This window comes from Halomonas sp. LC1, from assembly GCF_030247125.1.
Classification (GTDB): domain Bacteria; phylum Pseudomonadota; class Gammaproteobacteria; order Pseudomonadales; family Halomonadaceae; genus Vreelandella.
The window spans coordinates 207,065-230,892 of record NZ_JASSPG010000005.1; the positions used below are offsets into that span (position 1 = coordinate 207,065).

At 58.7% G+C, this 23,828-nt stretch carries 21 protein-coding genes; 9 read left to right on the forward strand and 12 right to left on the reverse strand.

What is annotated here, in order from left to right; genetic code table 11:
* Window position 1: 1 nt before the first annotated feature.
* Complete coding sequence (locus QIT27_RS09935; RefSeq protein WP_285263687.1) at window positions 2-1,132, reverse strand: ABC transporter permease; 1,131 nt, start codon at window positions 1,130-1,132, stop codon at window positions 2-4.
* A gap of 54 nt (window positions 1,133-1,186) precedes the next feature.
* Window positions 1,187-2,131 (reverse strand): sugar ABC transporter substrate-binding protein, encoded by a 945-nt coding sequence (locus QIT27_RS09940; protein WP_285263688.1) that lies wholly within the window; start codon window positions 2,129-2,131, stop codon window positions 1,187-1,189.
* 229 nt (window positions 2,132-2,360) lie between these two features.
* On the opposite strand from QIT27_RS09940, the gene QIT27_RS09945 reads away from it, so the two are divergent.
* The 5 genes from QIT27_RS09945 to QIT27_RS09965 all read left to right on the forward strand — a co-directional run bounded on the left by QIT27_RS09945 (window position 2,361) and on the right by QIT27_RS09965 (window position 7,482).
* Window positions 2,361-3,224, forward strand: a complete 864-nt coding sequence (locus QIT27_RS09945; protein WP_285263689.1) for a MurR/RpiR family transcriptional regulator — start codon at window positions 2,361-2,363, stop codon at window positions 3,222-3,224.
* A 43-nt stretch (window positions 3,225-3,267) separates the two neighbouring features.
* Window positions 3,268-4,275: an inositol 2-dehydrogenase gene (gene iolG, locus QIT27_RS09950; protein WP_285263690.1), complete on the forward strand. Its 1,008-nt coding sequence runs from the start codon at window positions 3,268-3,270 to the stop codon at window positions 4,273-4,275.
* An 11-nt stretch (window positions 4,276-4,286) separates the two neighbouring features.
* Window positions 4,287-5,090, forward strand: a complete 804-nt coding sequence (iolB, locus tag QIT27_RS09955; RefSeq protein WP_285263691.1) for a 5-deoxy-glucuronate isomerase — start codon at window positions 4,287-4,289, stop codon at window positions 5,088-5,090.
* A gap of 121 nt (window positions 5,091-5,211) precedes the next feature.
* Entirely contained in the window at window positions 5,212-5,955 is a 744-nt protein-coding gene (locus tag QIT27_RS09960) for a sulfite exporter TauE/SafE family protein (protein ID WP_285263692.1), read from the forward strand.
* A gap of 135 nt (window positions 5,956-6,090) precedes the next feature.
* A complete protein-coding gene (locus QIT27_RS09965) occupies window positions 6,091-7,482 on the forward strand; it encodes an alpha-amylase (protein WP_285263693.1) in 1,392 nt (463 codons plus the stop codon).
* A gap of 78 nt (window positions 7,483-7,560) precedes the next feature.
* On the opposite strand, the gene QIT27_RS09970 is transcribed toward QIT27_RS09965, so the two are convergent.
* Together QIT27_RS09970 and QIT27_RS09975 are read right to left on the reverse strand one after the other, a co-directional pair.
* Window positions 7,561-8,262, reverse strand: coding sequence for an HAD family hydrolase (locus tag QIT27_RS09970; RefSeq protein ID WP_285263694.1), 702 nt, complete (start codon window positions 8,260-8,262; stop codon window positions 7,561-7,563).
* Between the two features lie 76 nt (window positions 8,263-8,338).
* Complete coding sequence (locus tag QIT27_RS09975) at window positions 8,339-11,038, reverse strand: bifunctional diguanylate cyclase/phosphodiesterase (protein ID WP_285263695.1); 2,700 nt, start codon at window positions 11,036-11,038, stop codon at window positions 8,339-8,341.
* 204 nt (window positions 11,039-11,242) lie between these two features.
* Here QIT27_RS09975 and QIT27_RS09980 point away from each other — a divergent pair, with 204 nt between their 5' ends.
* Window positions 11,243-12,772: a sensor domain-containing diguanylate cyclase gene (locus QIT27_RS09980; RefSeq protein ID WP_285263696.1), complete on the forward strand. Its 1,530-nt coding sequence runs from the start codon at window positions 11,243-11,245 to the stop codon at window positions 12,770-12,772.
* Window positions 12,773-12,781: 9 nt separating this feature from the next.
* On the opposite strand, the gene QIT27_RS09985 is transcribed toward QIT27_RS09980, so the two are convergent.
* From QIT27_RS09985 to QIT27_RS10005, 5 genes are all read right to left on the reverse strand, one after another.
* On the reverse strand, window positions 12,782-14,086 hold the full coding sequence (locus QIT27_RS09985; protein ID WP_253018436.1) for a TRAP transporter large permease: 1,305 nt from the start codon (window positions 14,084-14,086) through the stop codon (window positions 12,782-12,784).
* Between the two features lie 23 nt (window positions 14,087-14,109).
* Window positions 14,110-14,673, reverse strand: coding sequence for a TRAP transporter small permease (locus QIT27_RS09990; RefSeq protein ID WP_285263697.1), 564 nt, complete (start codon window positions 14,671-14,673; stop codon window positions 14,110-14,112).
* Between the two features lie 76 nt (window positions 14,674-14,749).
* On the reverse strand, window positions 14,750-15,739 hold the full coding sequence (locus QIT27_RS09995; protein ID WP_253018441.1) for a TRAP transporter substrate-binding protein: 990 nt from the start codon (window positions 15,737-15,739) through the stop codon (window positions 14,750-14,752).
* A 13-nt stretch (window positions 15,740-15,752) separates the two neighbouring features.
* Window positions 15,753-16,745 carry a LysR family transcriptional regulator gene (locus tag QIT27_RS10000; RefSeq protein ID WP_285263698.1) on the reverse strand — a complete coding sequence of 331 codons (993 nt, stop codon included), beginning with the start codon at window positions 16,743-16,745 and terminating at the stop codon, window positions 15,753-15,755.
* Window positions 16,746-16,750: 5 nt separating this feature from the next.
* Window positions 16,751-16,909, reverse strand: a complete 159-nt coding sequence (locus tag QIT27_RS10005) for a hypothetical protein (protein WP_285263699.1) — start codon at window positions 16,907-16,909, stop codon at window positions 16,751-16,753.
* A 363-nt stretch (window positions 16,910-17,272) separates the two neighbouring features.
* On the opposite strand from QIT27_RS10005, the gene QIT27_RS10010 reads away from it, so the two are divergent.
* Genes QIT27_RS10010 through QIT27_RS10020 form a run of 3 tightly spaced genes read left to right on the forward strand, consistent with a single transcriptional unit; the run spans window position 17,273 to window position 19,655 of the window.
* Window positions 17,273-18,025: a 5-oxoprolinase subunit PxpA gene (locus QIT27_RS10010; protein ID WP_285263700.1), complete on the forward strand. Its 753-nt coding sequence runs from the start codon at window positions 17,273-17,275 to the stop codon at window positions 18,023-18,025.
* Window positions 18,022-18,726: a 5-oxoprolinase subunit PxpB gene (pxpB, locus tag QIT27_RS10015; RefSeq protein WP_058577450.1), complete on the forward strand. Its 705-nt coding sequence runs from the start codon at window positions 18,022-18,024 to the stop codon at window positions 18,724-18,726. The genes QIT27_RS10010 and pxpB overlap by 4 nt, the downstream gene beginning before the upstream one ends.
* Complete coding sequence (locus QIT27_RS10020) at window positions 18,723-19,655, forward strand: 5-oxoprolinase subunit C family protein (RefSeq protein ID WP_285263701.1); 933 nt, start codon at window positions 18,723-18,725, stop codon at window positions 19,653-19,655. The genes pxpB and QIT27_RS10020 overlap by 4 nt, the downstream gene beginning before the upstream one ends.
* Window positions 19,656-19,697: 42 nt before the next feature.
* Here QIT27_RS10020 and QIT27_RS10025 read toward each other — a convergent pair whose 3' ends face one another.
* From QIT27_RS10025 to katG, 3 genes are all read right to left on the reverse strand, one after another.
* Complete coding sequence (locus QIT27_RS10025) at window positions 19,698-21,218, reverse strand: sodium:solute symporter family protein (protein ID WP_285263702.1); 1,521 nt, start codon at window positions 21,216-21,218, stop codon at window positions 19,698-19,700.
* Complete coding sequence (locus QIT27_RS10030; protein WP_159343386.1) at window positions 21,211-21,399, reverse strand: hypothetical protein; 189 nt, start codon at window positions 21,397-21,399, stop codon at window positions 21,211-21,213. The genes QIT27_RS10025 and QIT27_RS10030 overlap by 8 nt, the downstream gene beginning before the upstream one ends.
* A gap of 139 nt (window positions 21,400-21,538) precedes the next feature.
* Window positions 21,539-23,695: a catalase/peroxidase HPI gene (gene katG / locus QIT27_RS10035; protein WP_285263703.1), complete on the reverse strand. Its 2,157-nt coding sequence runs from the start codon at window positions 23,693-23,695 to the stop codon at window positions 21,539-21,541.
* Window positions 23,696-23,828: the final 133 nt, after the last annotated feature.

Consider the following 23,828-nt stretch of genomic DNA (forward strand, 5'->3'; position numbering starts at 1 on the left):
CTTATTTGGCCTCCATCGCCTTTTTGCGCATGTAATTGTTGAAAAGCACCGCCACCAGCAACATCACGCCCAGGAAGACCTGGAACCAGTCAGTATTGACACCGGTGTAAAAAATGCCCATTTGCACCATGCCGAAGATCAGTGCGCCCAGCGCCGCGCCAATGGCAGATCCATAGCCGCCAGTCAGCAAAGCGCCGCCAATGACCACGGCGATGATGGCCTCTAGCTCTTTCAACAAGCCGCGAATGGTATCCGCCGAGCCGGTATCCATGACCTGAATGCAGGCGAAAATGGTGGCGGAGAACGCGGTGAACATGAATAGTGAGATTTTGACGCGATGGACGGGCACCCCCGAGTTGCGCGCCGCATTGGCATCGCCGCCACTGGCGAATATCCAGTTACCGTAAGGCGTACAGAGCAGCACCCAAGTGGCTACAGCGGTTAAACCGAACCACCAGACGATGGAGACCGGAATGCCTGAGACGACAGGGTTGCCCGCAAAGTTGGTGGCGATCCAGCCATTGGCCGCCATCCAACTAAAGAGCCCCGTCGCGACTTCGCCCGAGAAGAGCGCCGCGAACCAATCACCGGGGATATGATCCTTAACGCCCCCCACCTGAGTACGCCCTGTCAGTAAGCGACTGATACCGATCGCCAAGCCACGCAGAATGAAGAGAAATCCCAGCGTGACGATGAACGAAGGCAACCCCGTGCGGTTCACCAGATTACCATTGATCCATCCCACGAAAGCGGCACATGAAAACGCTAGCAAGATGGCCGCCCACAGTGGCCAGCCATACTCGACGGCGGGTATGGCGATCAGGATGCCGGCCAAGCCGATCATCGACCCAATCGAGAGATCGAACTCCCCTCCAATCATTAGCAGCGCAGCCGCCGTGGCGATAATGCCTAGCTGGGCCGACACTTCGAGAAAATTGATGATGCCTGCGGGGGTAAACATTCCCGTGCCACTAGAGGCCACGATGAAGAAAGCAAGCACCAATACCGCACCGGCTAACGCCCCCAGCTCTGGGCGATTGAGGGCCTTCTTCCAAAAAGAGACGCGCTGGATACGTTCATCTTGATCCGCCGCGGCTGGTGCAACCGATTGTTTCGTTTCAGTGGAACTCATGGCGATCGACTCCCAAGGCCCGGCACCGCCGAGCCCTTTCCGATTAGCTCGTTATCAACGGATACCCTGGCTACTCAGCTCAATCACCTGAGCGGCGTTTTCCTGAGTGACAAATCCTGGGCCAGTGGCAACGTCTCCCGCAGGCAGCAGACCATTCTTGACGAACTGACCTAGGAACATGACGGGCAAGTAGCCTTGCAGGTACTGCTGCTGGTCGATCGCAAAATCGAGCTCTCCCGCATTCAAAGCTTCCAAAATGCCGGGGGAAAGGTCGAAGGTGCCAAGCGTGAACATCTCGGTGGCCCCCTGCTCTCGCAGGGCACGAATCATGGGGTCTGCCGTCAGAGCACCCAGCGTTAAAATACCCCGCACGTCACTGTTCTGGTTGAGATAGGCCACGATGGCATTGCGAATCGCCGTGGGGTCATAAGTGGTGGCTAGCTGTTCGGCGTTGCCATCGAAACCGTCTACAAAGCCGTCACAACGTTGATCCAACCCTTGATTGCCTTGCTCATGGTTGACGCAGACACCTTTCTCAACGCCCATTTCCTGCATTCGCTCAGCAGCCTGCCGGCCCGCTTCGTACTCGCTCTGTCCCACGTGCAAACGGGCACCATAATCCCTGGCCACATCACCACCCGAGTTGATGGTAATGACCGGAATGCCGTTATCGACGGCATTCTGAACCACGCTACCCAGCGCATTTTCATCGGTGAAGGAGAGAATCAAACCGTCGGGGTTAGAGGCTACCGCCGCCTGAACGAGCTGTTGCATTTGGGCCATATCGAATGTGGAGGGTGCGCGATACTCCAAACTCGCCCCAACGGTTTCAGCCGCCGCTTCAGCGCCGTTTTTCACCACTGACCAAAAGGGGTCAGAGGGGACGCCATGCGTCACCATCACGAAACGACTGCTTTCCTGTTCTTGTGCCTGAGCAGCACCGGTTACTAATGCCGTCGCCGCAGCAGACGCGAGTAGCCATTGAGATAGACGTGCCATGAGTCATTCCTCTTAACGTTATCGTTGTTGGTAGGGAGGTGGCATTCGATGCCTTGACGCAATGGAATATAGGTTCCAAATACAAACCCTTGCAAATTATTTATTCTATACTTTGGTATAAATGGAACATTTATTCCAATCAACTAGACTGCATGACAACCAGCCATTTTGCTCGGCCCGTCGCGCCTGAGTGAATGAGGGGTACATGAGTTAACGCTAAGGAATTCGTATGCCGCAGCCACCACAAAGCTACCGTGAGCTGGAAACGCTGATCACCGCCGAGTACGCCACTTTAAGCAAACGTTTGCAGCAAACCGCGCGTTTTATGCTCGATCACCCTCAAGAAGTTGCTTTAGCGACCGTCGCTAAAATTGCCGAGCAGGCGGATGTCACACCCTCCACCTTGATTCGCTTGGCCAATAGCCTGGGCTTTAAGGGCTTTTCTGAAATGCAGCAGCTGTTTCGCAGCCGCCTGGTCGATGAGTTGCCCAACTACACCGAGCGCATTCGCGCGGTGCGCAGCGCTACCGGAGAAACCCCAGATAGCACCCAGCTATTGTGGGAGTTCGCCGATGCCAATCGCGCCGTTTTAGAGCAGCTTCCCAGCCGCATCAATCCAGAGAGCCTGGAGAAGGCGCTGGATATTTTTGAGCAGGCCCGCGCAATTCATGTGATGGGCGCCCGGCGAAGTTTCATGGTCGCCAGTTATATGACTTATGCCTTGGCGCATGTTGAGAAGCCCGCTTTACTGGTCAGTGGGTTAGGGGGTATGTACGGCGAGCAGCTACGCGCCATGGGCCCACACGACGCCCTATTGACGATTAGCTTCTCCCCCTACGCCGAAGAGAGCCAGAAAGCCTGCGAAGACGCCCATCAGCGCGGCCTCCCCATTGTGGTGATCACCGATTCGAACCTGAGCCCGCTGGCCCGTTTCGCGGATGTCGTCTTCGTGGTCAGCGAAGCCGAAGTAAAAAGTTTTCGTAGCTTGACCGCGTCGCTCTGCTTGACCCAGACCTTGGCAATTGCCCTGGGGGTGCGGCAAGACAAAACACGCGACAAAGAAAAGGGCCAGGACAAACAACATAAGGCCTAAACACCAAAAGCAAGCCAACAGTAAAAACAAAACAGGAGAGCTTATGAAAATCGCACTCATCGGCGCAGGTCGCATCGGCAAGGTGCATGCCCAGGCCATTCACTCGCACCCAAACGTAACCCTGGCCGCCGTGGCCGATTGTCATCAGCCTGCCGCAGAAGCGTTGGCCGAGCAGTACGCCAGCCGAGCGGTCTCTATGGATGAAATCTTCGCGGACGACGCCATTGACGCCGTACTGATTGCTTCAAGCACGCCCACCCATGCGGAGTATCTGGAGCGTGCCGCACGCGCGGGCAAGGCGATTCTGTGCGAAAAACCCATCGCCCTGGATTTAGCCCGCACGCGAGACGCTCTGCAGGTACTCAGTGAGCATCCAGTGACCTGTGCGCTAGGCTTTAACCGCCGCCACGACCCTCAGTTTTCGGCACTGAAAAAAGCGATTACCGAAGGCCGTATTGGCGCGTTGGAAACGCTGACCATCATTAGCCGCGACCCCTCTCCCCCGCCTGCCGAGTACGTGGCCGAATCCGGCGGCCTGTTTCGGGACATGATGATCCACGATCTGGACATGGCACGCTGGCTACTCGATGAACCCATCGAAAGCGTCTTTGCCGTCGGCAGTAGCATCATCGACCCAGCGATCGGCGAAGCGGGGGATGTGGATACCGCCATGGTGACCCTTACCACGACCAGCGGAAAGCTTTGCCAAATCAGCAACTCACGACGCGCCAACTACGGCTACGATCAGCGTATCGAAGCCTTCGGCAGCCAAGGCATGCTGCAAGCCCAAAACGAGAGCGATACACGGTTACGCTTTACCGGCGAGGCGGGGCAAGTGGAGGAGAAACCCAAGTGGTTTTTCTTGGAGCGCTATGCCGAGGCTTATCGGTTAGAGATTGGTGACTTTGTCGATGCTTGGCGCGAAAAGCGTGCTCCTCTAGCAGGCGCCCAGGATGGCTTGGAAGCCTTGCGATTAGCCGATGCAGCGGAGCGCTCGCTGCGCGAAGGCCGCAAAATCCTGCTTCAGGCTGATGCCAACCTTGATAAATAAAGGAGCAACGTATGGCTTCTCTACTAGTACGCCCCACCGCCCCAGATGCCCAAGGCATCGTGATCGACGTTACCCCAACATCGGCTGGCTGGACGCACGTTGGCTTCCGGGTGCACAAACTCGCCAAAGGTCAGTGCCTGGAGGCCAGCAGCGATTACCAGGAAGTGTGCCTGGTGTTGCTCACTGGGCGTGCCACGGTGACCAGCGGCGAGCACCGCTTTGAAGATATCGGCGAGCGCATGGATATCTTTGAGCAAATCCCGCCCTACGCGGTTTACCTACCCAATGAGGTTAGCTACTCGGTGGAAGCGACAACGGACTTAGAGCTAGCGGTGTGCGCCGCCCCTGGGCATGGTAACCATGCCCCACGGCTCATTACGCCTGGAAACATCAAGCAGAGCACCCGCGGCCAGGGCACCAACACCCGCCATGTACACGACATCCTGCCGGAAACCGAACCCGCCGATAGCCTGCTGGTGGTCGAAGTATTCACACCCGCAGGCAACTGGTCGAGTTACCCGCCGCACAAACACGATGTGGATAACTTACCCCACGAGTCGCTGCTGGAAGAGACCTACTACCACCGCATTAACCCTGAACAAGGGTTCGCCTTCCAGCGCGTTTACACCGATGACCGCAGCCTTGATGAAACCATGGCGGTGGAAAACGGCTGCTGCGTGCTGGTGCCTAAAGGCTACCATCCGGTGGGCGCTTCCCATGGCTACTCGCTCTACTATCTGAATGTCATGGCGGGCCCCAAGCGCGTCTGGAAGTTTCATAACGATCCCGATCACGAGTGGTTGATGAACACATGATGCGCTAGTGCTTTGCCCGCTAACATTTATCTAATGCTATCCTGTGTTGCCCCACTTCTGCGGGGCTTTTTTGTGACAGCTGTTTTCAATCACCCTATTTTTATCACCCTTTGAGGCCTCCATGCTCCCGGATTACTCCCTTATCGCCTGGCTGTTGATCGTTTTTTCGGTGTATCTCACCGGCGTCTCTAAAGGGGGCTTTGCGGGCGGCTTTGGTACGCTCTCGGTGCCGCTGATGGCGCTGGCGATTAGCCCCACCCAAGCAGCGGGGCTGCTGCTGCCGTTACTGCTGGTGATGGACGTCTTTGCCGTCAAAGCGTGGTGGGGCAAGCACGATCGCGCGGAGGTATGGCGCTTTGTGCCGGGGCTGTTCATTGGCGTGACGGTGGGAACGCTGCTGTTTGGCAGCCTGAGCGAGCAGGGCGTGCGGCTGGTGCTGGGTGTTCTATCGGTCATGTTTGCGGCCTATATGCTGCTCAAACCCGTGGCGAAAAAACCCATCTCCACCTACTGGGCGCTGCCCGCCGCAAGCGTGTGCGGTTTTACCAGCTTCATTGCCCATGCGGGCGCGCCGCCGATGAACATGTACCTGATGCCGCGCAAGCTCACTAAAGAAACGTTCATTGCCACCTGTACGGTGACCTACGCGGTGGTAAACACTATCAAACTAGGCCCGTATTTGTGGCTAGGCGAGGTCAATATGACCAGCGCCTGGGCATCACTACTGTTGGTGCCCGTGGCTTGGATTGGGGTACGTAACGGTCTTTGGCTACAGAGTCGCGTCAATGAAAAGCTGTTTTACCGCCTGGTCATTCTGGCCATGTTCCTGGTGGGCCTTAATTTGGTATGGCAAGCCGTGCGTTAGTCACCGGGGCCGATGGTGCGGACAAGCAGGCGCCCTCCTCCTCTTGTCTACGCCCCTCGGCGCTCTCGTAAGGAGGGTTTGAGTCACTCTGTATACCGTCATGTTATTCGCCACAATGACAACAAAGGTGATCTCATGTTTGCGAAATACTCCGTTGCCCTGGCTGCCAGCGCGGCACTGAGCATAGGGCTTTCCGCGCAACCTGCTAGCGCTGATACGTTCGTGCACTTATTTGAATGGCAGTGGGAAGATGTTGCCCAGGAGTGCGAAAATTGGCTAGGACCAAAAGGATTTAAAGCCGTACAGGTCTCGCCCCCACAAGAGCACATTCGGGGGGATGCTTGGTGGACTCGCTACCAGCCGGTCAGCTATCAGCTGGAAAGCCGCAGCGGCTCCAGCGACGCCTTTGCTGATATGGTGCAGCGCTGCAATGCAGCGGGGGTCGATGTGTACGCGGATGCGGTGATTAACCATGTGGCCCACGGCAAGGGCCAGGGCATTGCCGGCTCGTCTTATGACAATGAAGCACTGAACTATCCCCATTATCAGCGCGATGACTTCCACGAACCCTGCGGCATCGAACAGAGCGACTATACGCAAAATGCTGAGCGCGTTCGGCAATGTCAGCTAGTCGGCCTACCCGATCTGAACACGAGCGACCCCACCGTGCAGAGCCATATTGCGGATTACTTGGATACCTTGGCAGCACTGGGTGTGAGGGGTATTCGGGTCGATGCAGCCAAGCATATGGCCCCCAGCGATATTGCGGCCATTCTGGCGCAGGTAGATGAGCCGCTTTACGCCTTTCAGGAAGTCATCGACCTAGGCGGTGAGGCGATCAGTGCCACGGAGTATCAAGGTACGGCGGATATCACCGAGTTTCGCTACGGCGCGTCTCTTGGTGATATTTTCAACAATCGAGCCCTGGCCAACCTTCAGCAGTTTGGCGAATCGCCTGCCCTGCTGCCGAGCGATCAAGCCGTCGTATTTACCGATAACCATGATAATCAGCGTGGCCACGGGGCGGGCGGCAGCAATATTCTGACGCATCGAGATGATGCGCTTTATCGCTTAGCCAACGTGTTCATGCTGGCATGGCCGTATGGATACCCGAAAGTCATGTCGAGCTACGCCTTTTCCGACAGCGACCAGGGTCCGCCACAAGTCGCCGTCTACCAGCAGGGCGAGGCCCAATGTGGGGAAGCCTGGGTATGCGAACACCGCTGGCCCGAGATTGCCAATATGGTCGCGTTTCGCCAACAAGCCGACGGCTCAGAGGTCACCCACTGGTGGGATAATGGCCATCATCAAATCGCCTTCAGCCGCGAAGCCCAGGGCTTTATTGCGATTAACCGGGAGCCGCAAGCGCTCACCCACACCTTTCAAACCGATATGGCAGATGGCCACTATCAAAACGTGACGGCTGAGGGACAGTGTATCGTGGTAGAGGATGGTCAACTGACGTTGAGCGTTCCCGCCATGTCTGCGGTAGCCCTGCACGTCGGCGCTCCCTGTCCAGCCTCATAGCCTGGTCGTCTAACGGGCTCTGCCAGCAGAGCCCTTCAAAGAGATGTTATGGCGCGACTGGCAACTCTCGCCATGCGCTTAAATTGCCTTAGCAACTTGGGCAAGTGCGGATGCCCGCCAGTCTAAGCGTCGCCACCCTTCTACGCTAGCCACCTCGGCCAATACCGGGTCTGGGTTGACCGCTACGGCGCAATCCACGTACTGCAGCAGCGGCAGGTCATTGCGGGAGTCGGAGTAGAAAGTGGTATGGCTTGGGGTGATGGCGTGTTCTGCTAACCACTGCTGAAAGCGGATCACCTTGCCGCCTCGGTACGAGAGCACGCCTTGGCTAGCGCCGGTATACACACGCCCCTCCTCCGAAGTGGCGACTTCCAGCTCCACCGCGAGCACGTGCTCGATGCCCAACGCCGCCGCAATGGGGGCCACCAAATGGTGGGATGAGGCAGAGATCAGCACCAGGGTATCGCCCGCCTTTCGATGGCTTTCTAGGCAGCGCCACGCCTGATCGAAAATGCGCGGCTGCAAATGGGTGTCGACGAAGCGCTCCACCTCTTTTTCGACGTCGGACACTCGCCGCCCTTTCAAGGGAGCCAACGTCATGGCGAGGTACTCTTCCAACTTGAGCTTGCCCGCGTGATAGGCCTGCTGCATCTGCTCCGCACGCGCCATGAAGCGCTCCGCGTCGCTGATCCACCCTTGCTCAATCATCCATAAATTCCAGCGGTCGCTGCAGTCTCCATCCAGGAGGGTGTCATCAAGGTCAAACAGGGCCAGGCGCATGGGAAACTCCTATCGTCGCGGTTTGGCGCGCGTAGGGTATGCCAAGCATGATGACAGTAAGATGACGAACGCGCGCCTAACGGCTCAGCCAGGTACGGGCAAAACTGTCGGCCGACAGCGGTTTGCCAAACCAATAACCTTGCGCCTGATTGCACCCCATCTCGGCCAGTAGCGCTGCCTGGGCGGCACTCTCGACGCCTTCGGCGAGGGTTTTCATATCCAGCGTGTTGGCCATGGCGATGATCGTTTGCACGATGGCGCGATCGTGGTGGTTATCCAACATATCGCGCACGAACGAGATGTCGATTTTGAGCGCATCGGCTGCGAAACGACGCAGGTAAGAGAGCGAAGAGTAGCCGGTGCCAAAATCGTCGATGAACAGCGCATAGCCTGCTTGCCGCATGGCCTGGGTGATGATGACCGCCTGATCGGGGTCGCGCATGAAGTCGCTTTCGGTCAGCTCGATGGCAATCGCACTGGGCGAGACGCTGGAGGTGAGCGTGGCAATATGGGTGGTCAAGCGCGGGTCGGCAAACTGCTGCGCGGAGATGTTGATCGATAGCCGTCCAGGGAGCGGTGTACCCGCCGCCTGCCACTCGCTCAGCTGGCGAGCGGCCTCTTCCAGCACCCAGTCGCCGAGTAAACGAATCAGCCCGCGCTCCTCTGCCAGGGGGATGAACTCGCCCGGGCTTACCCAGCCCCACTCGGGATCGTGCCAGCGGCACAGCGCCTCTGCCCCGGTCAACGCTTGAGTGTGTAAATCCACTTGGGGCTGGAAGTAGAGTTCCAGCCGCCGCTCCAAGATCGCCACGTGCAGCCGCTCGGTCATCCATTGGCGGCGCTCCAGGGTATGACGCATGGTTTGCGTATAAGGAGAGATGTTGGTGTCGCGCTTTTTGGCATGGTGTAGCGCGATGCTAGCCGCATTGAACAGCTCGCTGGCCTTGGCGACATCGCCAGGGTAGCGCGCAAAGCCAATGCTCACGTCCAAATTGAAGACGCGATGATCCAAACGAATCGGCCGCTTGACCAAGCTGCACAGCTGTTTGACCACGTCATCCACGCTCGCGCGATCGATGTGAGGCAACAGCAGCGCGAACTCGTCCCCCGACAGTCGCGCGCAGTGCACGTTCGGCAGGTCCAGGTGACGCAAACGTCCCGCCACGGTGGCCAATAACTGATCACCAATGTGATGGCCGTGCAGGTCGTTGATCTCTTTGAAGCGGCGCAAATCCAACAGCAGCAGCGCCAGGGGCGACGTCTGCTCATGGGCAAGCTGGCCCATGTCGCGCAGATACTCCATGAACTGCACCCGGTTGGGCAAACCGGTCATGCTATCGGTGTAGGCCAGCTGATGCATATGGCGATGGTCACGGCGTCGCTCTAGCTCCGCGGCCGCTCCCGTGGAGAGAATCTGTAGCACCGACGTAGCAAAGGCATTGGTGGTTAACGGCGCTTGGTAAAACACCATCATCGCCCCAATGGCTTCGCCTTTCGCGTTATCCAGCCGTCGACCAATCCAGGCTTGTGCGCTCAGCGTAGCGCCCGGCAAGGTGAAGCGCTGGCCATGATGGACGACGCTCTCTTGTTCGAGTACGACGCGTTCGACCGGCGTATCGCGCAGCAAAAAGGTGTGATTCTTGCGAGGCTGACCGGCGACGACCAGGCTCACGGTATGGCCCGTGGTGGCGGGTAGCACATTATTGGGGTGGGGTGACGCTCCCTGGGGCGGCGGTACGGGCTGATCCAGTAGGGCAATGAACCCTGCATCGGCTTCCAATAGCGTGGTCAGCGTGGCGATCAGCTGCTGAAAGTAGTCATCGCCTACCCGGGAGGTCACGGTCGAGGCGACTTGTACGACCGCCTGCTGCACTCGCTGCGCCTCTTGCTGGTCGGTCACGTCGGTAATGAAGCCTTCCAAACAGAGCACGTCCCCTTCGTCGGAGAAAATGGCCTGCCCCTGTTCCCACATCCAGCGCTCGCTGCCGTCGCGATGCCGGATACGAAACGTCACCCGATAAGGGCGGCGCTGGCGAATCGCCGCCTGCACCTCCTGGAACAGCCGCTCTTGATCCTCCTTGTGCACGAGACTGGCAAAACTCGTCACTCGGCTGTGTTCCAACTCCTCCGGCCGATAACCGGTCAGCGCTTCGGCACCTTGACTCACTAACTGCATGGTCCAGTCGTGGTCATTCAGACAGCGGTAGGCCATGCCGGGCAAGTGATTGAGCAGGGTGTTCAGCCGCCGCTCGCTCTCTTTGGCGGCAGCCTCGCTTTTGCGCAGCGCGGCTTCTGCCTGCCGACGACCCAGCTCGGCACCCGCTTGTGCGGCGGCAATACGCAGAATTTCGTTCTCTAACCCATCGAATGCCATGGCACGATTGTTGAGCACGGCCAGTAGGCCAATGGCCGAGCCATCGGGTCCAAACAGCGGCAAGCCCATGTAGCTATCGGCACCGAGCTGGCTCAGGAGATCGTCTTCTGGAAAGCGGGACTGCACATCGCAGGCGTACAGGCAGGGCTCACGACCTACCACGGTTTCACAAGGGGTGCCCGCCAGCGGATAGGAGAGATTGGCTTGCAAGCCCCCTCTTGACCAAACGGCCAGGGTTTCCGCTATATTGGCATCAGTGACGACCGCCACCAGCGCATGGTCGACGGCCAGTAGATGAGCAAGCTGTTCCACCAGGGTAGCAAAGAAACAGGGCTGACCACTGCGTCCGACCCCTTCTGCCAACTGGCGAAAAATCTCTGCTGCTTCTTTCCTTGTGTGCATCGTTGCACTCGCTTATGTCGTTATAGAGCAGCTAAGCTTTGCCACTGTTTTAACAAAGCACGGCGACGTTTGCACCATAAACAGCTACCTTATGGAAGATGTCGAAAATGCCCAAGCGTATCGGTGGCCTTGGCATTATGATAAAAACATCTATCGCTATTCAGTTGACTGCCCGCTTCGCTGCACGGCATTTGAGGAGACACTATGACGGGGCCTACCGCCGTCAGCGAAACACTCTACACCTCGCTGGCTAACCAGCTTCCCAGCTTTCTCAGCAGCGCCTTGCTGCAATGCAAGCGACTACCGACCCTACCCGCCGTAGCGCTCAAGGTGCTAGACATCTCGCGCAGTGGCGACGCCACTTTGAGCGATTACGCCCGCGCCATCGAACACGACCCTGCCCTGACGGCCCGGGTCATGAGCGTGGCCAATAGCGTGCACTACCTGCGCGCGGCTCAGCCGCCTCATACCTGTTTCGAGGCGACCCAGCGCCTGGGGCTGGATGTCACCCTGGCCACGGTACTGAGCTTTTGCCTGTTTGAACATGGCCACACCGCCCGCAGTCGCCAGCACTTTTGGCAGCGCGCCGTCACGGCGGCCGTCGCCGCGAGCTACCTCGCGCAGCAGCTCTGCCCCCACCAGTCTGGGAGCGTGTTTACCTCGGCGCTATTGCAAGACATTGGCATGTTGGCCCTGCAAACCGCCTACCCCACCGACGCTGACCTGCTGTATGGCACCGAGCACACCTCCCACCTACATACCCTTCAGGTGGAAAGGCGCTATTTCGGCTGCGACCACGCTCTGGTGGGCGCTTGGTTGCTGGCAAAATGGGGCGCCCATGACGCGTTAGTGCAAGCGATTCACGGTAGCCACGACGGGCTCGATACCGAGGATAACGCTGCGCTCTGCCTACGGGTCTCCGGCTCGGTGGCCGATGCTTGGTTATCGGCCAATCCCGCTCAAGCATTAGCAGGCGTGATACGCCAGCTCCAGGCGTTAGCGCCTGCGAGCGAGTGGGCCATGTCGGGGCTGCTGGCACACCTGGAGCAGTCCCTTCCCCCCTTGATGGACACCCTCGGACTGAGTCAGCCCGTCCCGGTCGACAGCGTAGCGCTACTGCAGGAGGCTCAGCAGCTGCTCTTTGAGCACACCTTGGTGCTCAGCGCTCGCTTGGACGCTCAGCAAAAAGCACGCAAAACGCTGCTCAACGATTACGCCATGCTAGAGCAGCGCAGCCGGATCGACCCGCTGACCCAACTGGCCAATCGCGCTTGGCTGGAGGAGCAGCTACGCGCGCGCTTTCACCTCTGCCTATCGACCAAACGCACCATGTCAGTGGTGTTCATCGACCTGGACCACTTCAAAGTGCTCAACGATCGCTTCGGCCATCAGGCGGGCGATGAAGTGCTCACCCGTTTTGGCAAAATGCTCGCCTCGCTGATTCGCGTGGGCGACCTGGCGGGCCGCTACGGGGGTGAAGAGTTTCTGGTGATTCTGCCGGACGAGGATGCCGAGGGCGCGAGACGTTTTGCCGAACGCATTACTCGACGCTTGCAGGAGCGCCCCATGGCACGGATCGAGCAAGAGGCGCTTTACGTCTCCGTGTCGATTGGCGTGGCTTGCCTGACCGACGGCGGCTTTGGCAACGAGCGAGAACTGATCGATGCCGCCGACCAGAGTATGTACTTCATCAAACGCTCTGGCCGGGGCGGGGTGTCGGTGTATGGTCACTAACCCTGGCCGTCAGCTCGTCATGGCATAGGGCAGGTAGAGCGCGATGCTGGGGAAGAGATGCATGAGCGCAATGGCCAGCAGCATCAGCAAAAAGAACGGCAGCGTCGCTTTGGTGATGGTCAAAATATCCTTACCGGTCAACCCTTGGATGACGAACAGGTTAAAGCCAACCGGCGGCGTGATTTGCGACATCTCGACCACGATCACCAGGTAAATGCCGAACCAGATCAGATCGAAGCCCGCAGCGCTGATGACCGGCATGATAATCGCCGTCACCAGCAGGATCAGCGAAATACCGTCCAAAAAGCAGCCCATGATGAGCAGCAGCAGCGTCAGCGCAATGAGCAGCATCGTAGGCGAGAGCCCCATCTCACCAATCGCCTGCGCCAGCTTCATGGGAACCTGAGTAAAGCCCATGGCCGAAGTGAGGAACGACGCACCGGCAATGATGAAGGCGATCATGCACGCCGTACGCACCGCCGCAAACAGCGAGTCGGTAAAAATCCCTCGATTGAAGTGGCCGTTGAACCGGGCAATGATCATCGACAGCACCACGCCCACCGCAGCCGCTTCCGTCGGCGAGGCCAGCCCGCCGTAAATCGAGACGATGATGCCGCCGATCAGCAGCAAAATAGGCACCAGCGCCCAGGTATTGCGCAGCTTTTCGGCGAAGCTCATATCGGATTCATCGGCACCGGTGAGGCCTTCGCGGTTGCCTTTGAGCAGCGCCCACAGCACCAAATACGCCATGAACAGCGCCAAAATCATTAAGCCGGGACCAATGCCCGCCATAAAGAGCCGCGAGATCGACTGCTCCGTGACCACACCGTAAACGATCAGCACGATCGAGGGGGGAATCAGCAGACCCAGCGTGGACGCACTGGCCAGCGTGCCAATCGCCATATTGCTGTCGTAGCCACGACGCTCAAGCTCTGGCAGGGTCATTTTGCCCACCGTGGCACACGTTGCTGCCGATGAGCCGCACACCGCTGCAAACATCCCGCTACCAATGATATTGGTATGCAGCAAACGGCCCGGCAGGCGATTCAACCAGGGGGACAGTCCACGGAACATGTTGTCCGCCAACCCCGAGCGAAACAGAATTTCGCCCATCCAGATAAACATCGGCAGTGCCGTCAAATCCCAGCCATAGCTTGCCCCCCAAAAATCGGAGGCCAGAATGGGACCGGGGTCAAACGGGCTGAAAAACTGCAACGCAATCCATGCGGTGCCTATCAAGGCAAAGGCAATCCACACCCCGCTGCCCAATAGCAGCACCAGGGTCAACATAGTCGCTAAACTTAGTAGTAGCACGAGGGTCTCTCCCGAGTCGCTGCTTAATGCGCGTCGTTATCGTCGATGGACATGGCTTCCCGAAAGCTTGCCGGGTCGCGTATGGCAATGCGCCCAGCCATCCATAGCGCTTCTAATAGCGCCAAGGCCAAAAGCCCTACCCCAACGGCGAGCACCACCTGGGGAATCCATAGAGGAATCGACATAAAGCCCGATGACACATCGTTGTACTGCAGGCTTTCCCTCGCCAAACCGATCAGGCCATAGGCCAGCAAAACGCTGATGACCAACGCGACCAACAGTCCGAAGACCTCAAACCACACGCGCACGGCTGACGGCAGGCGTGAAATCAGTAAGGTCACTCGGATATGGGCATGATGAACAAAGGTGTAAGCCAGCCCCAGAAACGTGGCGCCCACCAATAAATAGGAGGCCATTTCCGACACCCCCGTAATACTGATACCGAGTCGGTTAACGCCCACCAGCACCAGTAGGGCATCCACTAAACGGAAAGTGACTTGGAGCGCGATCAGCGCACAAATGGCCACCATGCACGCTGCTGCGCCCCAGGCACCCAGGCGATAGAGTTTGTCGAATTTAAACGTCATGTTCGCAGTCTCACAGAGCGCGTAGGGGAAGGGGCAGCCCGCGAGCTGCCCCAGGCGTTACCGAAGCAACGAAGCTTTAGTTGCCACGCTGCGAGCGGTAGGTTTCCAGTGCCGCTTTGGCTTCATCGTCTGCACGAGACTGCCAATCGGCGAATAGCTCGTCACCGGCCGCCTGCAGTGCAGCCGCTACGTCAGCATTGGGCGTCGATACGCTAATGCCATTCTCTTGTAGCGCCGCCAGGCTTTCCTCGTTGTTCTCACGGCTCATCTGCCAACCGCGCTCTTCGGCACGCGCCGCTGCTTCCATCAGCGCGTCTTGAGTCGCTTCGTCTAAGCGGTCAAAGCTGCGCTGGCTGATGAAGACGATGTTCTTCGGCAGCCACAGGTTGGCATCGGTGTAATCGGTCACGTAATCCCACGCGGCCATCGAGTTACCGGTAGAGCTGGAGGTAATCATGGCGTCCACACGGCCCGTGCTGAAGGCAGTGGGAATATCGGACTCCTCGGTTTCAGTGGGGCTACCGCCCAGGTTATCGACGAAGCGCTGGGTGTTGATGTTCGGCGCACGCACGCGCAGCCCTTCGAACTGGGCCGGATCCGTCAGCGGCTCGGCGGTATAAATACCCTGCGCAGGCCAGGCGACGGCGTAGAGCGGAATCAGCCCTTCATAGGCGAACAGCTCGGTGATCATTGGCTTGGTGGCTTCCCACAGCGCGTAAGCATCGTCGTAGCTACCGGCCACACCGGGCAGCGTATCGACTTCGAAAATCGGGTCGTCGTTGGAAAGGATCGACAGGAACACTTCACCGGCATCGATGGTGCCGCGACGCACCGACGGTTTGATCTCCCCGTGGGACACCAGCGAACCGCCGCTATGGACGGTAATGGTGAGCTCGCCATCCGTGGCTTCTGCCACGTCTTCCGCGAACTGCTTGGTGTTTTGGGTATGGAAGCTGGCATCGCCGTAGGGCGTCGCCATGGTCCATTCAGCGGCCTGAGCGGTCGCGGCGGCGGCAAGGCTGCAAGCCGTGGCAAGAAGTAGGGGGGTAGCCAAGCGGGTACGCATAGGAAAAGTCCTCTTATTCATATTGATGGAGGTGCTGCACGGGGGTGGAGGAAGGAGCGCTAGGTGTGACCCAGCGTCCGGTAAAACACGTGTTCGTGATCTCGGTATGCTTTTCGGCGGCATACGCCAGCGCGCACTCCTGCGCTAAGCGCCCAACGCCGCGGCAGAAGCGCGGATGATTGGCGCTACGCCAAATCACATCATAGTGCATGGCGGGTAACGGCGCGGGGAGGGCCAAGCGGTAGAGCTCGCCACGCCGCCACTCATCCAACACGGTAGCGACCGGTAGCGCGCCAATCCCTAGGCCTTCGGTGGTCAAACGCACGATGGTCATCAGCGTACTGACGCTATGAATACGCGGCTGCGGCACCCCTTGCGCGGCGAGATAGCTCACCAGCTCTTCGTAAGGGCGCGCCAGCTTGCCAAAGGAGATGAACGGCAGCGTGGTGCACCACGCGTGGGGGCGTGCGCTCAGCATTTGGGCATGGCGTGGCGAGACGAACATGCCCATTTCGTAGGGGCTTAGCGTCTCTTGGTCGATCTGCTCGGGGGGCAGGTAGCCGTTCATGGCCAAGAGAATATCCAGCTCGTTGCTCATCAACCGCTCGTTAAGCGCGGGAGAGTAGTCGACGGTCAGTTCGATGATCAGCTTGGGGTAGCGCTCGGTGAGGCGCTGCATGAAGCGAGGAAACCAGCTATGGGCAATCGTCTCGATCGTGCCGAGCCGCAACGGTGCCGAGAAATCCTCTTCGCTGTCGAACAGCTTCAAGGCTTCATCGCGCTGAGCCAGCATACGCTCGGCGTGGAGAAAGAACTCTCGACCGCGCATCGTGGGCTGAATAGGCCGCGCCGAGCGCTCTAACAGCAGCTCGCCCACCGTGCTCTCTAGCCGTGAGATACGCTCGGAGACGGAGGGTTGCGTGATGTGTAAGCGCACCGCCGCTTTACGAAACGAGCCAAGCCTGACGGCCCATACGAAGGCGTCGAGTTCCTTAAAATCCAGCATCGTCTTCACCAGCCTATCAAAAGCGCATTCATGGAAGGCACCGCATCAGGCGCTTTCACCACGCCGCCCACCGCGGGTAACCCTGGTGAAGCGTCGCTATGCAAATGTGTGTGCAACCTGCCGTGCTGGGCACGGGCAAGCTGTCGCGGGGCTGGCAACCGCATGTGGTACTCCTCGGAAATCACCCTTCCCTAACCATTGTTATAAGTGTCGCAAACGCGCGACATACGGCGGATCAGGGCGTCTCTTTTGTAATCTTTTTTGAGTCGCTTTCTTTAGTTGATAATCGTATCACGCCCTAGCGTCAACTATTTTTCTACTAAATAACAGCATGATAGGAACCACCGATACTTAATATCGCTAAAAACGATTGGCACTTGAGACACAGGCTCCATATATTATTTTTGCGTTAACACAACCATAAACATACTGACTAACGAGTCATCATGATTAGCAAATGGTTTCCTCATTTAGCTGATTAATTGCGATATCAATTACTAACAACACGCAATCCTGCAGGAGACGTTATGGCGATTCCGCTGCTTAACTGCGATATGGGCGAAAGTTTCGGCAACTGGTCGATTGGTTTGGACGCCGATGTCATGCCCTACGTTGACTGTGCCAACATTGCCTGCGGTTACCACGCATCCGACCCCCACGTGATGCGCAAGACAGTAAAGCTTGCCGTTCAGCAAGGCGTAAAAATTGGTGCGCACCCTGGCTACCCGGATTTAATGGGCTTTGGCCGCCGCTCCATGGCCTGCTCGCCTGCCGAAGTGGAAGACATGATGCTCTACCAAATCGGCGCACTAGCGGGCATTTGCCAAGCGGAAGGCACCGCGCTGAGCTACGTCAAACCCCACGGGGCGATGTACAACGACATGGCTGCCAATCTGGCATTGCTGGAAGGTGCCATGCGCGCCGTGAAGGCGTTCGATGCCCGCTTGCCGCTCATGGTGATGGCCACCGCCAACCCAGAGCCGCATCGTCAATTAGCGGCAAAAATGGGCGTGACGCTGTGGTTTGAAACCTTCGCAGACCGCGCGTATGAGGCCACTGGGCACTTAGCCTCTCGCCGCCTGCCGGGGGCCGTGCACCACGACCAAGCCACCATCGTCGCCCAAGCCGTCACGCTTGCAAAAGGGGAACCCCTCACCGCCCGGGATGGCAGCGCCTTGTACCTGCCCTGCGACACGCTCTGCGTGCATGGCGATAACCCCGAATCCGTGGCCGCCGTGCGTGCCATTCGTGAGGCCTTTACGGCGCTGGAGTCCGCGTGAAACTGCGCTTAGAAACGGCAGCGATGGACGCCCTGACGGTGCGTCTGTTCGATGCCATTGATGAAAGCAATATGGCGTGGATCATGGCCGCCGACGAGGCGCTACGGCGCGCCTTCGATCACGCGCTGATTGATCTCATTCCGTCGTACACCACCCTGCTGGTGCACTACGACTGCCAAAAGCTCACCTTTGCCCAGGCCTCGACGCTCGCGCGCAGTGCGCTGCGCAATTTAACGCCCGCCGATGCCCAACAGGGCCAGCTCCACGAAATCCCCGTATGGTACGACGAGCGCGTTGGCCCGGAGCTACCCACCGTTGCCCAGCGCGCTGGGCTCAGCGTCGAGGCGCTGATTGAGCGCCACTGCAGCCACGACTACTGCGTGTTTGCACTGGGCTTTGCCCCTGGCTACGGCTTTATGGGCCTGGTGGATGAAGCCATTGCCACGCCGCGTTTGAAAACGCCCCGCCGCCGCGTGGCGGCAGGAAGCGTAGGCATTGCCGACCGGCAAACCGCGATTTACCCCCTGCTTTCGCCGGGTGGCTGGAACATTCTTGGCAGAACAGCCGTGCCGCTTTTCGAGCACGCCAAACGTGGCGAGCCGCTGCTGCGCCCGGGTGATAAAGTGCGCTTTAAGGCGATATCCCAATCAGAATTTGAAGCGGCCGGGGGCGATACGACCCCGCTGGAGGAGCGGTCATGAGCCAACCCATGTTGACCGTCAAGCAAGCCGGACCGCTGGCACTGATCCAAGACGCGGGCCGCTTCGGCGTCGGCCACTTAGGCGTGACTCAAGGCGGTGCCGCCGACTGGATCGCCTTCCGCTGGGCCAACTGGCTGCTGGGCAACCCGCTGGAGAGCGCCGCGCTGGAAATCGTCATGGGCGGCAACCTCACCCTGGTGGCCAATAGCGATGTGCGCCTTGCCCTCACCGGAGCCGACCTTGCCACCACGCTGGAGGGCCAACCGCTGGCGCCCAACGACAGCTTTAGGATGCAGGCGGGCCAAACGCTGGTCTTTCGCCAGCCGAAAAAGGGCCTGCGCGCGTACCTCGCCTTTCCTGGCGGGTTGGATGCGCCAACCGTGCTGGGCAGCCAAGCCTGCACGGCAAGGGAGCACATCGGCGGCCTCCACGAAGATGGCAAACCGCTCAAAACCGGCGATCAGCTCACCTGGAAAGGCAGCAGCGCCACGCCACGACAGTTACCTCAAGGCACCCAGCTTCCCCTGCCCGACTCAGAAGAAACCGTGCTGGACATGGTGCTGGGCTCCCAAGCCGCGCACTTTGCCGGGCGCAGCCTGTTCGATGCCTTCAACCAGCCCTGGACCGTGGACCAACGCGCCGACCGCATGGGCATTCGACTCACCGGCAAAGCGCTGAACAGCCGCCTGGGCGGCATCGTCTCTGAGGGGATTCCGTTAGGGGCGGTGCAGATTCCTCCCGATGGCCAGCCGATCATTCTGATGAACGACCGCCAAACCATCGGCGGCTACCCGCGCCTGGGTGCTTTGACGCCCATGGCCTGCGCCCGCCTCGCCCAGTGCTTGCCGGGCACCACGGTGCGTTTGCAGCCCATCAGTGCGACGCAGGCGCAGGCGGCCTACAGAGCGCAGTTATTGAAGTGGCAGTAAGGCTAAAAAGCCCCTAAGTAGGGGCTTTTATCGCTAGGGTGCCTAATGAGCCGCTTGCTTGGCCGCTGGGTCACTGGCGGGGCGGTGCTGTTTACCCAACTCTTCCGCGATGGCTGTAAAGAAGGCATCGGTAGCGGCTTGATGAGGCTTGGTCACAAGACTAACGCCAACAAACAGCACACTCGCGACCACAATTCCCCATACACCAGCAGGCAGGCCCAGCAACGAGTTACCGGTGGCATACATCAGCAGCACAAAGGCGCTGGTACCCACCACGCTGGTCAGTGCACCGGCAGCCGTGCCGCGCTTCCAATAGAAAGCACCGATCAGCGCAGGCACCATGGCCACCAAGCCCGATGAGGCGGCCACCGACAGCACCGCAATCAGGTCAAGCTGCAGCTCGGCGAACGCCAGCGCCATCAGTGCAATCACTGGCACCACACACTTACCCACCAGCAGTTGACGCTTTTCACTGACGTTCGGCTTGAGGTTGGCATAGACGTCGCGGGAGACCATGGACGCCAGGGTCAGCATGATCGAGTCGATGGTGGAAACGGCCGCCGCCATGATGCCGATCATCACTATTACACCTAATACGGGCGGCACGAACTCTGAGGCCAGTAGCGTGGGCGTGGCTAAATCGGCGCGCTCTAGGCTAGGGAAAGCGGCCAACGCCGAGAACCCCCACAGCACGGAGACCAGAGTGTAAATAAACCCGAACACCAAAAAGCCAATCAGCATGTGGCGCATTGAGCGCAGCGACGAGGGCATGAAAAGACGCTGACTGACCTGCGGATTCGACAGGCTAAAGAAGAACCAGGGAATGGTGAGCCCTAGGAAGGTCACAAAGCTGAATAGCCCTGGGCCGGGTACCGTCAGGGACTGAGGGTGCTCCGTTGCCAACGTATCGAAGAGTACGCTAAAACCGCCCAGGTGTTGGATCACCAAGAGCGCGACCAACGTGGACGCCACGATCATCATGATGGCCTGGAGCGAGTCGGTCCACATGACCGAACGAATCCCCGCGATATAGGAGAAGAAAATGGCGATCACCGTAGCCAGCACGACCCCAGTGGTAAACGTGATGGTGCCATCCGTCATCCCCTGAAGCAGATAACCCACCCCGGCGAGCTGGACGGCAGAATAAGGAATCAGGAAGATACAGCTCGCTATCGACACGGCCATGGCCACCGGCTTGCTATGGTAGCGGTGGCCCAGCATCTCGCTGGGCGTCACGTAGCCAAACTTTTTGCCAACTGCCCAGAATTTAGGGCCGAAAACCGCCACCAGCGAGACACCGGCAAAATAGATGATTTCAAAACCGAAGGCGCCCACGCCGCCCGCATAGGTCAGGCCTGCCAAGCCCACCATCATAAAGGCGCTATACGTCGTGGCACTGTAGCTCAGCGCCGAGACCAAGCCGTTCATTTGGCGGTTACCCAAAAAGTACCCCGACATGCTGTCTGAGCCGCCTTTCGCCGAGCGTTGGCGCGACAACATAGCGATGCCAATCGCGACGACCACATAGATAGCGATAGACCACCCAATGAGCGACTCAGTCATCGCCATGTTCCTTAAAATCTGAGGTGATGAACACGTTCAGCGCAATGATGACCAGTCCGGCCACGGTCCAGAACAAAAAGCTGCCGTACCACCGCGACACGTCGCTCAACAGCGTGTAAGGCACTAAATAGCTCAACAAGACAACGGCCCATACGAGCCATATCCATTTACTGCGTGTCATCGTCGATCTCGTGTTGTTACATGGGAGGGAAAGCACACGCTACTGTAGCAAAGCTGACGAACCAGCGGTGCCCAGACACGCATACAAAAAAAGGCACCCGCTAGGGGTGCCTTGGATAGTACGAAGAACCGTTGTTGGCTTACGACGCGACGTCGAAACGGTCGGCGTTCATCACTTTGGTCCAGGCGGCGACGAAGTCTTTAACGAACTTCTCACCGTTATCGTCCTGGGCATACACTTCTGCGTATGAGCGCAGCAGCGAGTTGGAACCAAACACCAGATCCACCCGCGAGGCGGTCCACTTCACGGCACCGGTCTTGCGATCACGGATCTCGTAGGCGTTGCTACCTACCGGCTTCCAAGTGTTCCCCATATCGGTCAGATTCACGAAGAAATCGTTGGTCAACTGGCCTTCGCGGTCGGTGAAAACGCCGTGTTTGGTGCCACCGTAGTTGGTGCCCAATACGCGCATACCGCCCAGCAGCACGGTCATTTCCGGGCCGGTTAAGCCCATCAGCTGCGCACGATCCAGCAGCATCTCTTCCGGCTTCACCACGTACTCTTTCTTCTGCCAGTTACGGAAGCCATCGGCCAGCGGCTCCAGCGGTGCGAAGGAGTCCGCGTCGGTCATCTCGGCGGTCGCATCGCCACGGCCTTTCAGGAAGGGCACGCGTACTTCGTAACCTGCTGCTTTCGCGGCTTTCTCGATACCGACGCTACCGGCCAGTACGATCACGTCGGCCACGCTAGCGCCGGTGTCTGCCGAGATCTGCTCATAGACGCTCAGCACTTTCGCCAAACGCTCCGGCTCGTTGCCCTGCCATGTATTCTGCGGAGCCAGACGGATACGGGCACCGTTGGCACCACCGCGCATGTCGGAGCCACGATAGGTACGGGCGCTGTCCCAAGCGGTGGCGACCATGTCGCTGATGCTCAGACCGCTTTCCGCGATTTTCTGCTTGACCACTTCTTCGCAGTAGTCGGTGTTACCTGCCGGAATCGGGTCTTGCCAAATCAGGTCTTCTGCCGGTACTTCCGGGCCGATGTAACGTGCTTTCGGACCCAGGTCACGGTGCGTCAGCTTGAACCACGCCTTCGCGAAAGTCTTCTTGAAGTACTCCGGATCGGCCATGAATTTTTCGCAGATGGCGCGATAGGTCGGATCCATCTTCATCGCCATATCCGCATCAGTCATGATCGGGTTGTGGCGAATCGAGGGGTCGCTGGCGTCAACCGGCTTGTCTTCTTCCTTAATGTTGATCGGCTCCCACTGATGGGCACCGGCAGGACTCTTTCTCAGTTCCCACTCGTAGCCGAACAGCAGATCGAAGTAGCCCATGTCGAACTTCGTAGGGTTGGTGGTCCACGCCCCTTCGATGCCCGAGGTCACGGCGTTACTCGCCTTGCCCTGCATGTTGGGGTTGCCCCAGCCAAAGCCCTGGTTTTCAACGTCAGAGGCTTCTGGCTCAGCGGCCAACGCAGAGGCATCACCGTTACCGTGACACTTACCGACGGTGTGGCCACCAGCGGTCAGAGCCGCCGTCTCTTCGTCGTTCATCGCCATACGGGCGAAGGTTTCACGCACCTGCTGGGCGGTTTTCAGCGGGTCCGGCTGACCGTTGACGCCTTCCGGGTTTACATAGATGAGCCCCATCTGGACGGCGGCCAGCGGGTTTTCCATGGTTTCGGGTTTGTTGACGTCGTCGTAGCGCTCGTCAGAGGGCGCGAGCCACTCTTTTTCGTTGCCCCAGTAAATGTCTTTCTCGGGCTCCCAAATATCGGCGCGACCGAAGGAGAAGCCGTAAGAGGGCAGGCCCATGGACTCATACGCCACGGTACCGGCCAAAATCATCAGATCAGCCCAGCTGATTTTGTTGCCGTACTTCTTCTTGATCGGCCACAGCAAGCGACGTGCTTTATCCAGGCTGACGTTGTCCGGCCAGGAGTTGAGCGGTGCAAAGCGCTGCGCACCGGTACCACCACCCCCACGGCCGTCAGCAATACGGTAGGTGCCTGCGGAGTGCCAAGCCATACGGATCATCAAACCGCCATAGTGCCCCCAGTCAGCGGGCCACCACTCTTGGCTATCGGTCATCAGCGCGTGAACGTCTTTTTTCAGCGCGTCGAAATCGAGCTTACGGACTTCATCACGGTAGTTGAAATCCGGGTCCATCGGGTCTGATTTGCGATCTTGCTGATGCAAAATATCCAGGTTCAACCCTTCCGGCCACCAATCCTTGTTGGACGTACCGGTCGAGGTGTTACCACCATGCATGACAGGACATTTACCGCTCATAGCTCTCTCCCTTATTGCTCTTAGCCTTGGTGATACCAAGGGAACAAATGCTGTGCATCTTCACGCTAGATGAGGTATCGACGCCCACCGTCGCTAGCGCAGGAATGCGTTATTCACGTGTCACAGTTTTAAA

Bases quoted from the DNA above. Each gene is read 5' to 3' on its own strand.
- QIT27_RS09935 (WP_285263687.1), bottom strand. From the start codon at position 1,132: ATGAGTTCCACTGAAACGAAACAATCGGTTGCACCAGCCGCGGCGGAT.
- QIT27_RS09940 (WP_285263688.1), bottom strand. From the start codon at position 2,131: ATGGCACGTCTATCTCAATGGCTACTCGCGTCTGCTGCGGCGACGGCA.
- QIT27_RS09945 (WP_285263689.1), top strand. From the start codon at position 2,361: ATGCCGCAGCCACCACAAAGCTACCGTGAGCTGGAAACGCTGATCACC.
- iolG (WP_285263690.1), top strand. From the start codon at position 3,268: ATGAAAATCGCACTCATCGGCGCAGGTCGCATCGGCAAGGTGCATGCC.
- iolB (WP_285263691.1), top strand. From the start codon at position 4,287: ATGGCTTCTCTACTAGTACGCCCCACCGCCCCAGATGCCCAAGGCATC.
- QIT27_RS09960 (WP_285263692.1), top strand. From the start codon at position 5,212: ATGCTCCCGGATTACTCCCTTATCGCCTGGCTGTTGATCGTTTTTTCG.
- QIT27_RS09965 (WP_285263693.1), top strand. From the start codon at position 6,091: ATGTTTGCGAAATACTCCGTTGCCCTGGCTGCCAGCGCGGCACTGAGC.
- QIT27_RS09970 (WP_285263694.1), bottom strand. From the start codon at position 8,262: ATGCGCCTGGCCCTGTTTGACCTTGATGACACCCTCCTGGATGGAGAC.
- QIT27_RS09975 (WP_285263695.1), bottom strand. From the start codon at position 11,038: ATGCACACAAGGAAAGAAGCAGCAGAGATTTTTCGCCAGTTGGCAGAA.
- QIT27_RS09980 (WP_285263696.1), top strand. From the start codon at position 11,243: ATGACGGGGCCTACCGCCGTCAGCGAAACACTCTACACCTCGCTGGCT.
- QIT27_RS09990 (WP_285263697.1), bottom strand. From the start codon at position 14,673: ATGACGTTTAAATTCGACAAACTCTATCGCCTGGGTGCCTGGGGCGCA.
- QIT27_RS09995 (WP_253018441.1), bottom strand. From the start codon at position 15,739: ATGCGTACCCGCTTGGCTACCCCCCTACTTCTTGCCACGGCTTGCAGC.
- QIT27_RS10000 (WP_285263698.1), bottom strand. From the start codon at position 16,745: ATGCTGGATTTTAAGGAACTCGACGCCTTCGTATGGGCCGTCAGGCTT.
- QIT27_RS10005 (WP_285263699.1), bottom strand. From the start codon at position 16,909: ATGCGGTTGCCAGCCCCGCGACAGCTTGCCCGTGCCCAGCACGGCAGG.
- QIT27_RS10010 (WP_285263700.1), top strand. From the start codon at position 17,273: ATGGCGATTCCGCTGCTTAACTGCGATATGGGCGAAAGTTTCGGCAAC.
- QIT27_RS10020 (WP_285263701.1), top strand. From the start codon at position 18,723: ATGAGCCAACCCATGTTGACCGTCAAGCAAGCCGGACCGCTGGCACTG.
- QIT27_RS10025 (WP_285263702.1), bottom strand. From the start codon at position 21,218: ATGACTGAGTCGCTCATTGGGTGGTCTATCGCTATCTATGTGGTCGTC.
- QIT27_RS10030 (WP_159343386.1), bottom strand. From the start codon at position 21,399: ATGACACGCAGTAAATGGATATGGCTCGTATGGGCCGTTGTCTTGTTG.
- katG (WP_285263703.1), bottom strand. From the start codon at position 23,695: ATGAGCGGTAAATGTCCTGTCATGCATGGTGGTAACACCTCGACCGGT.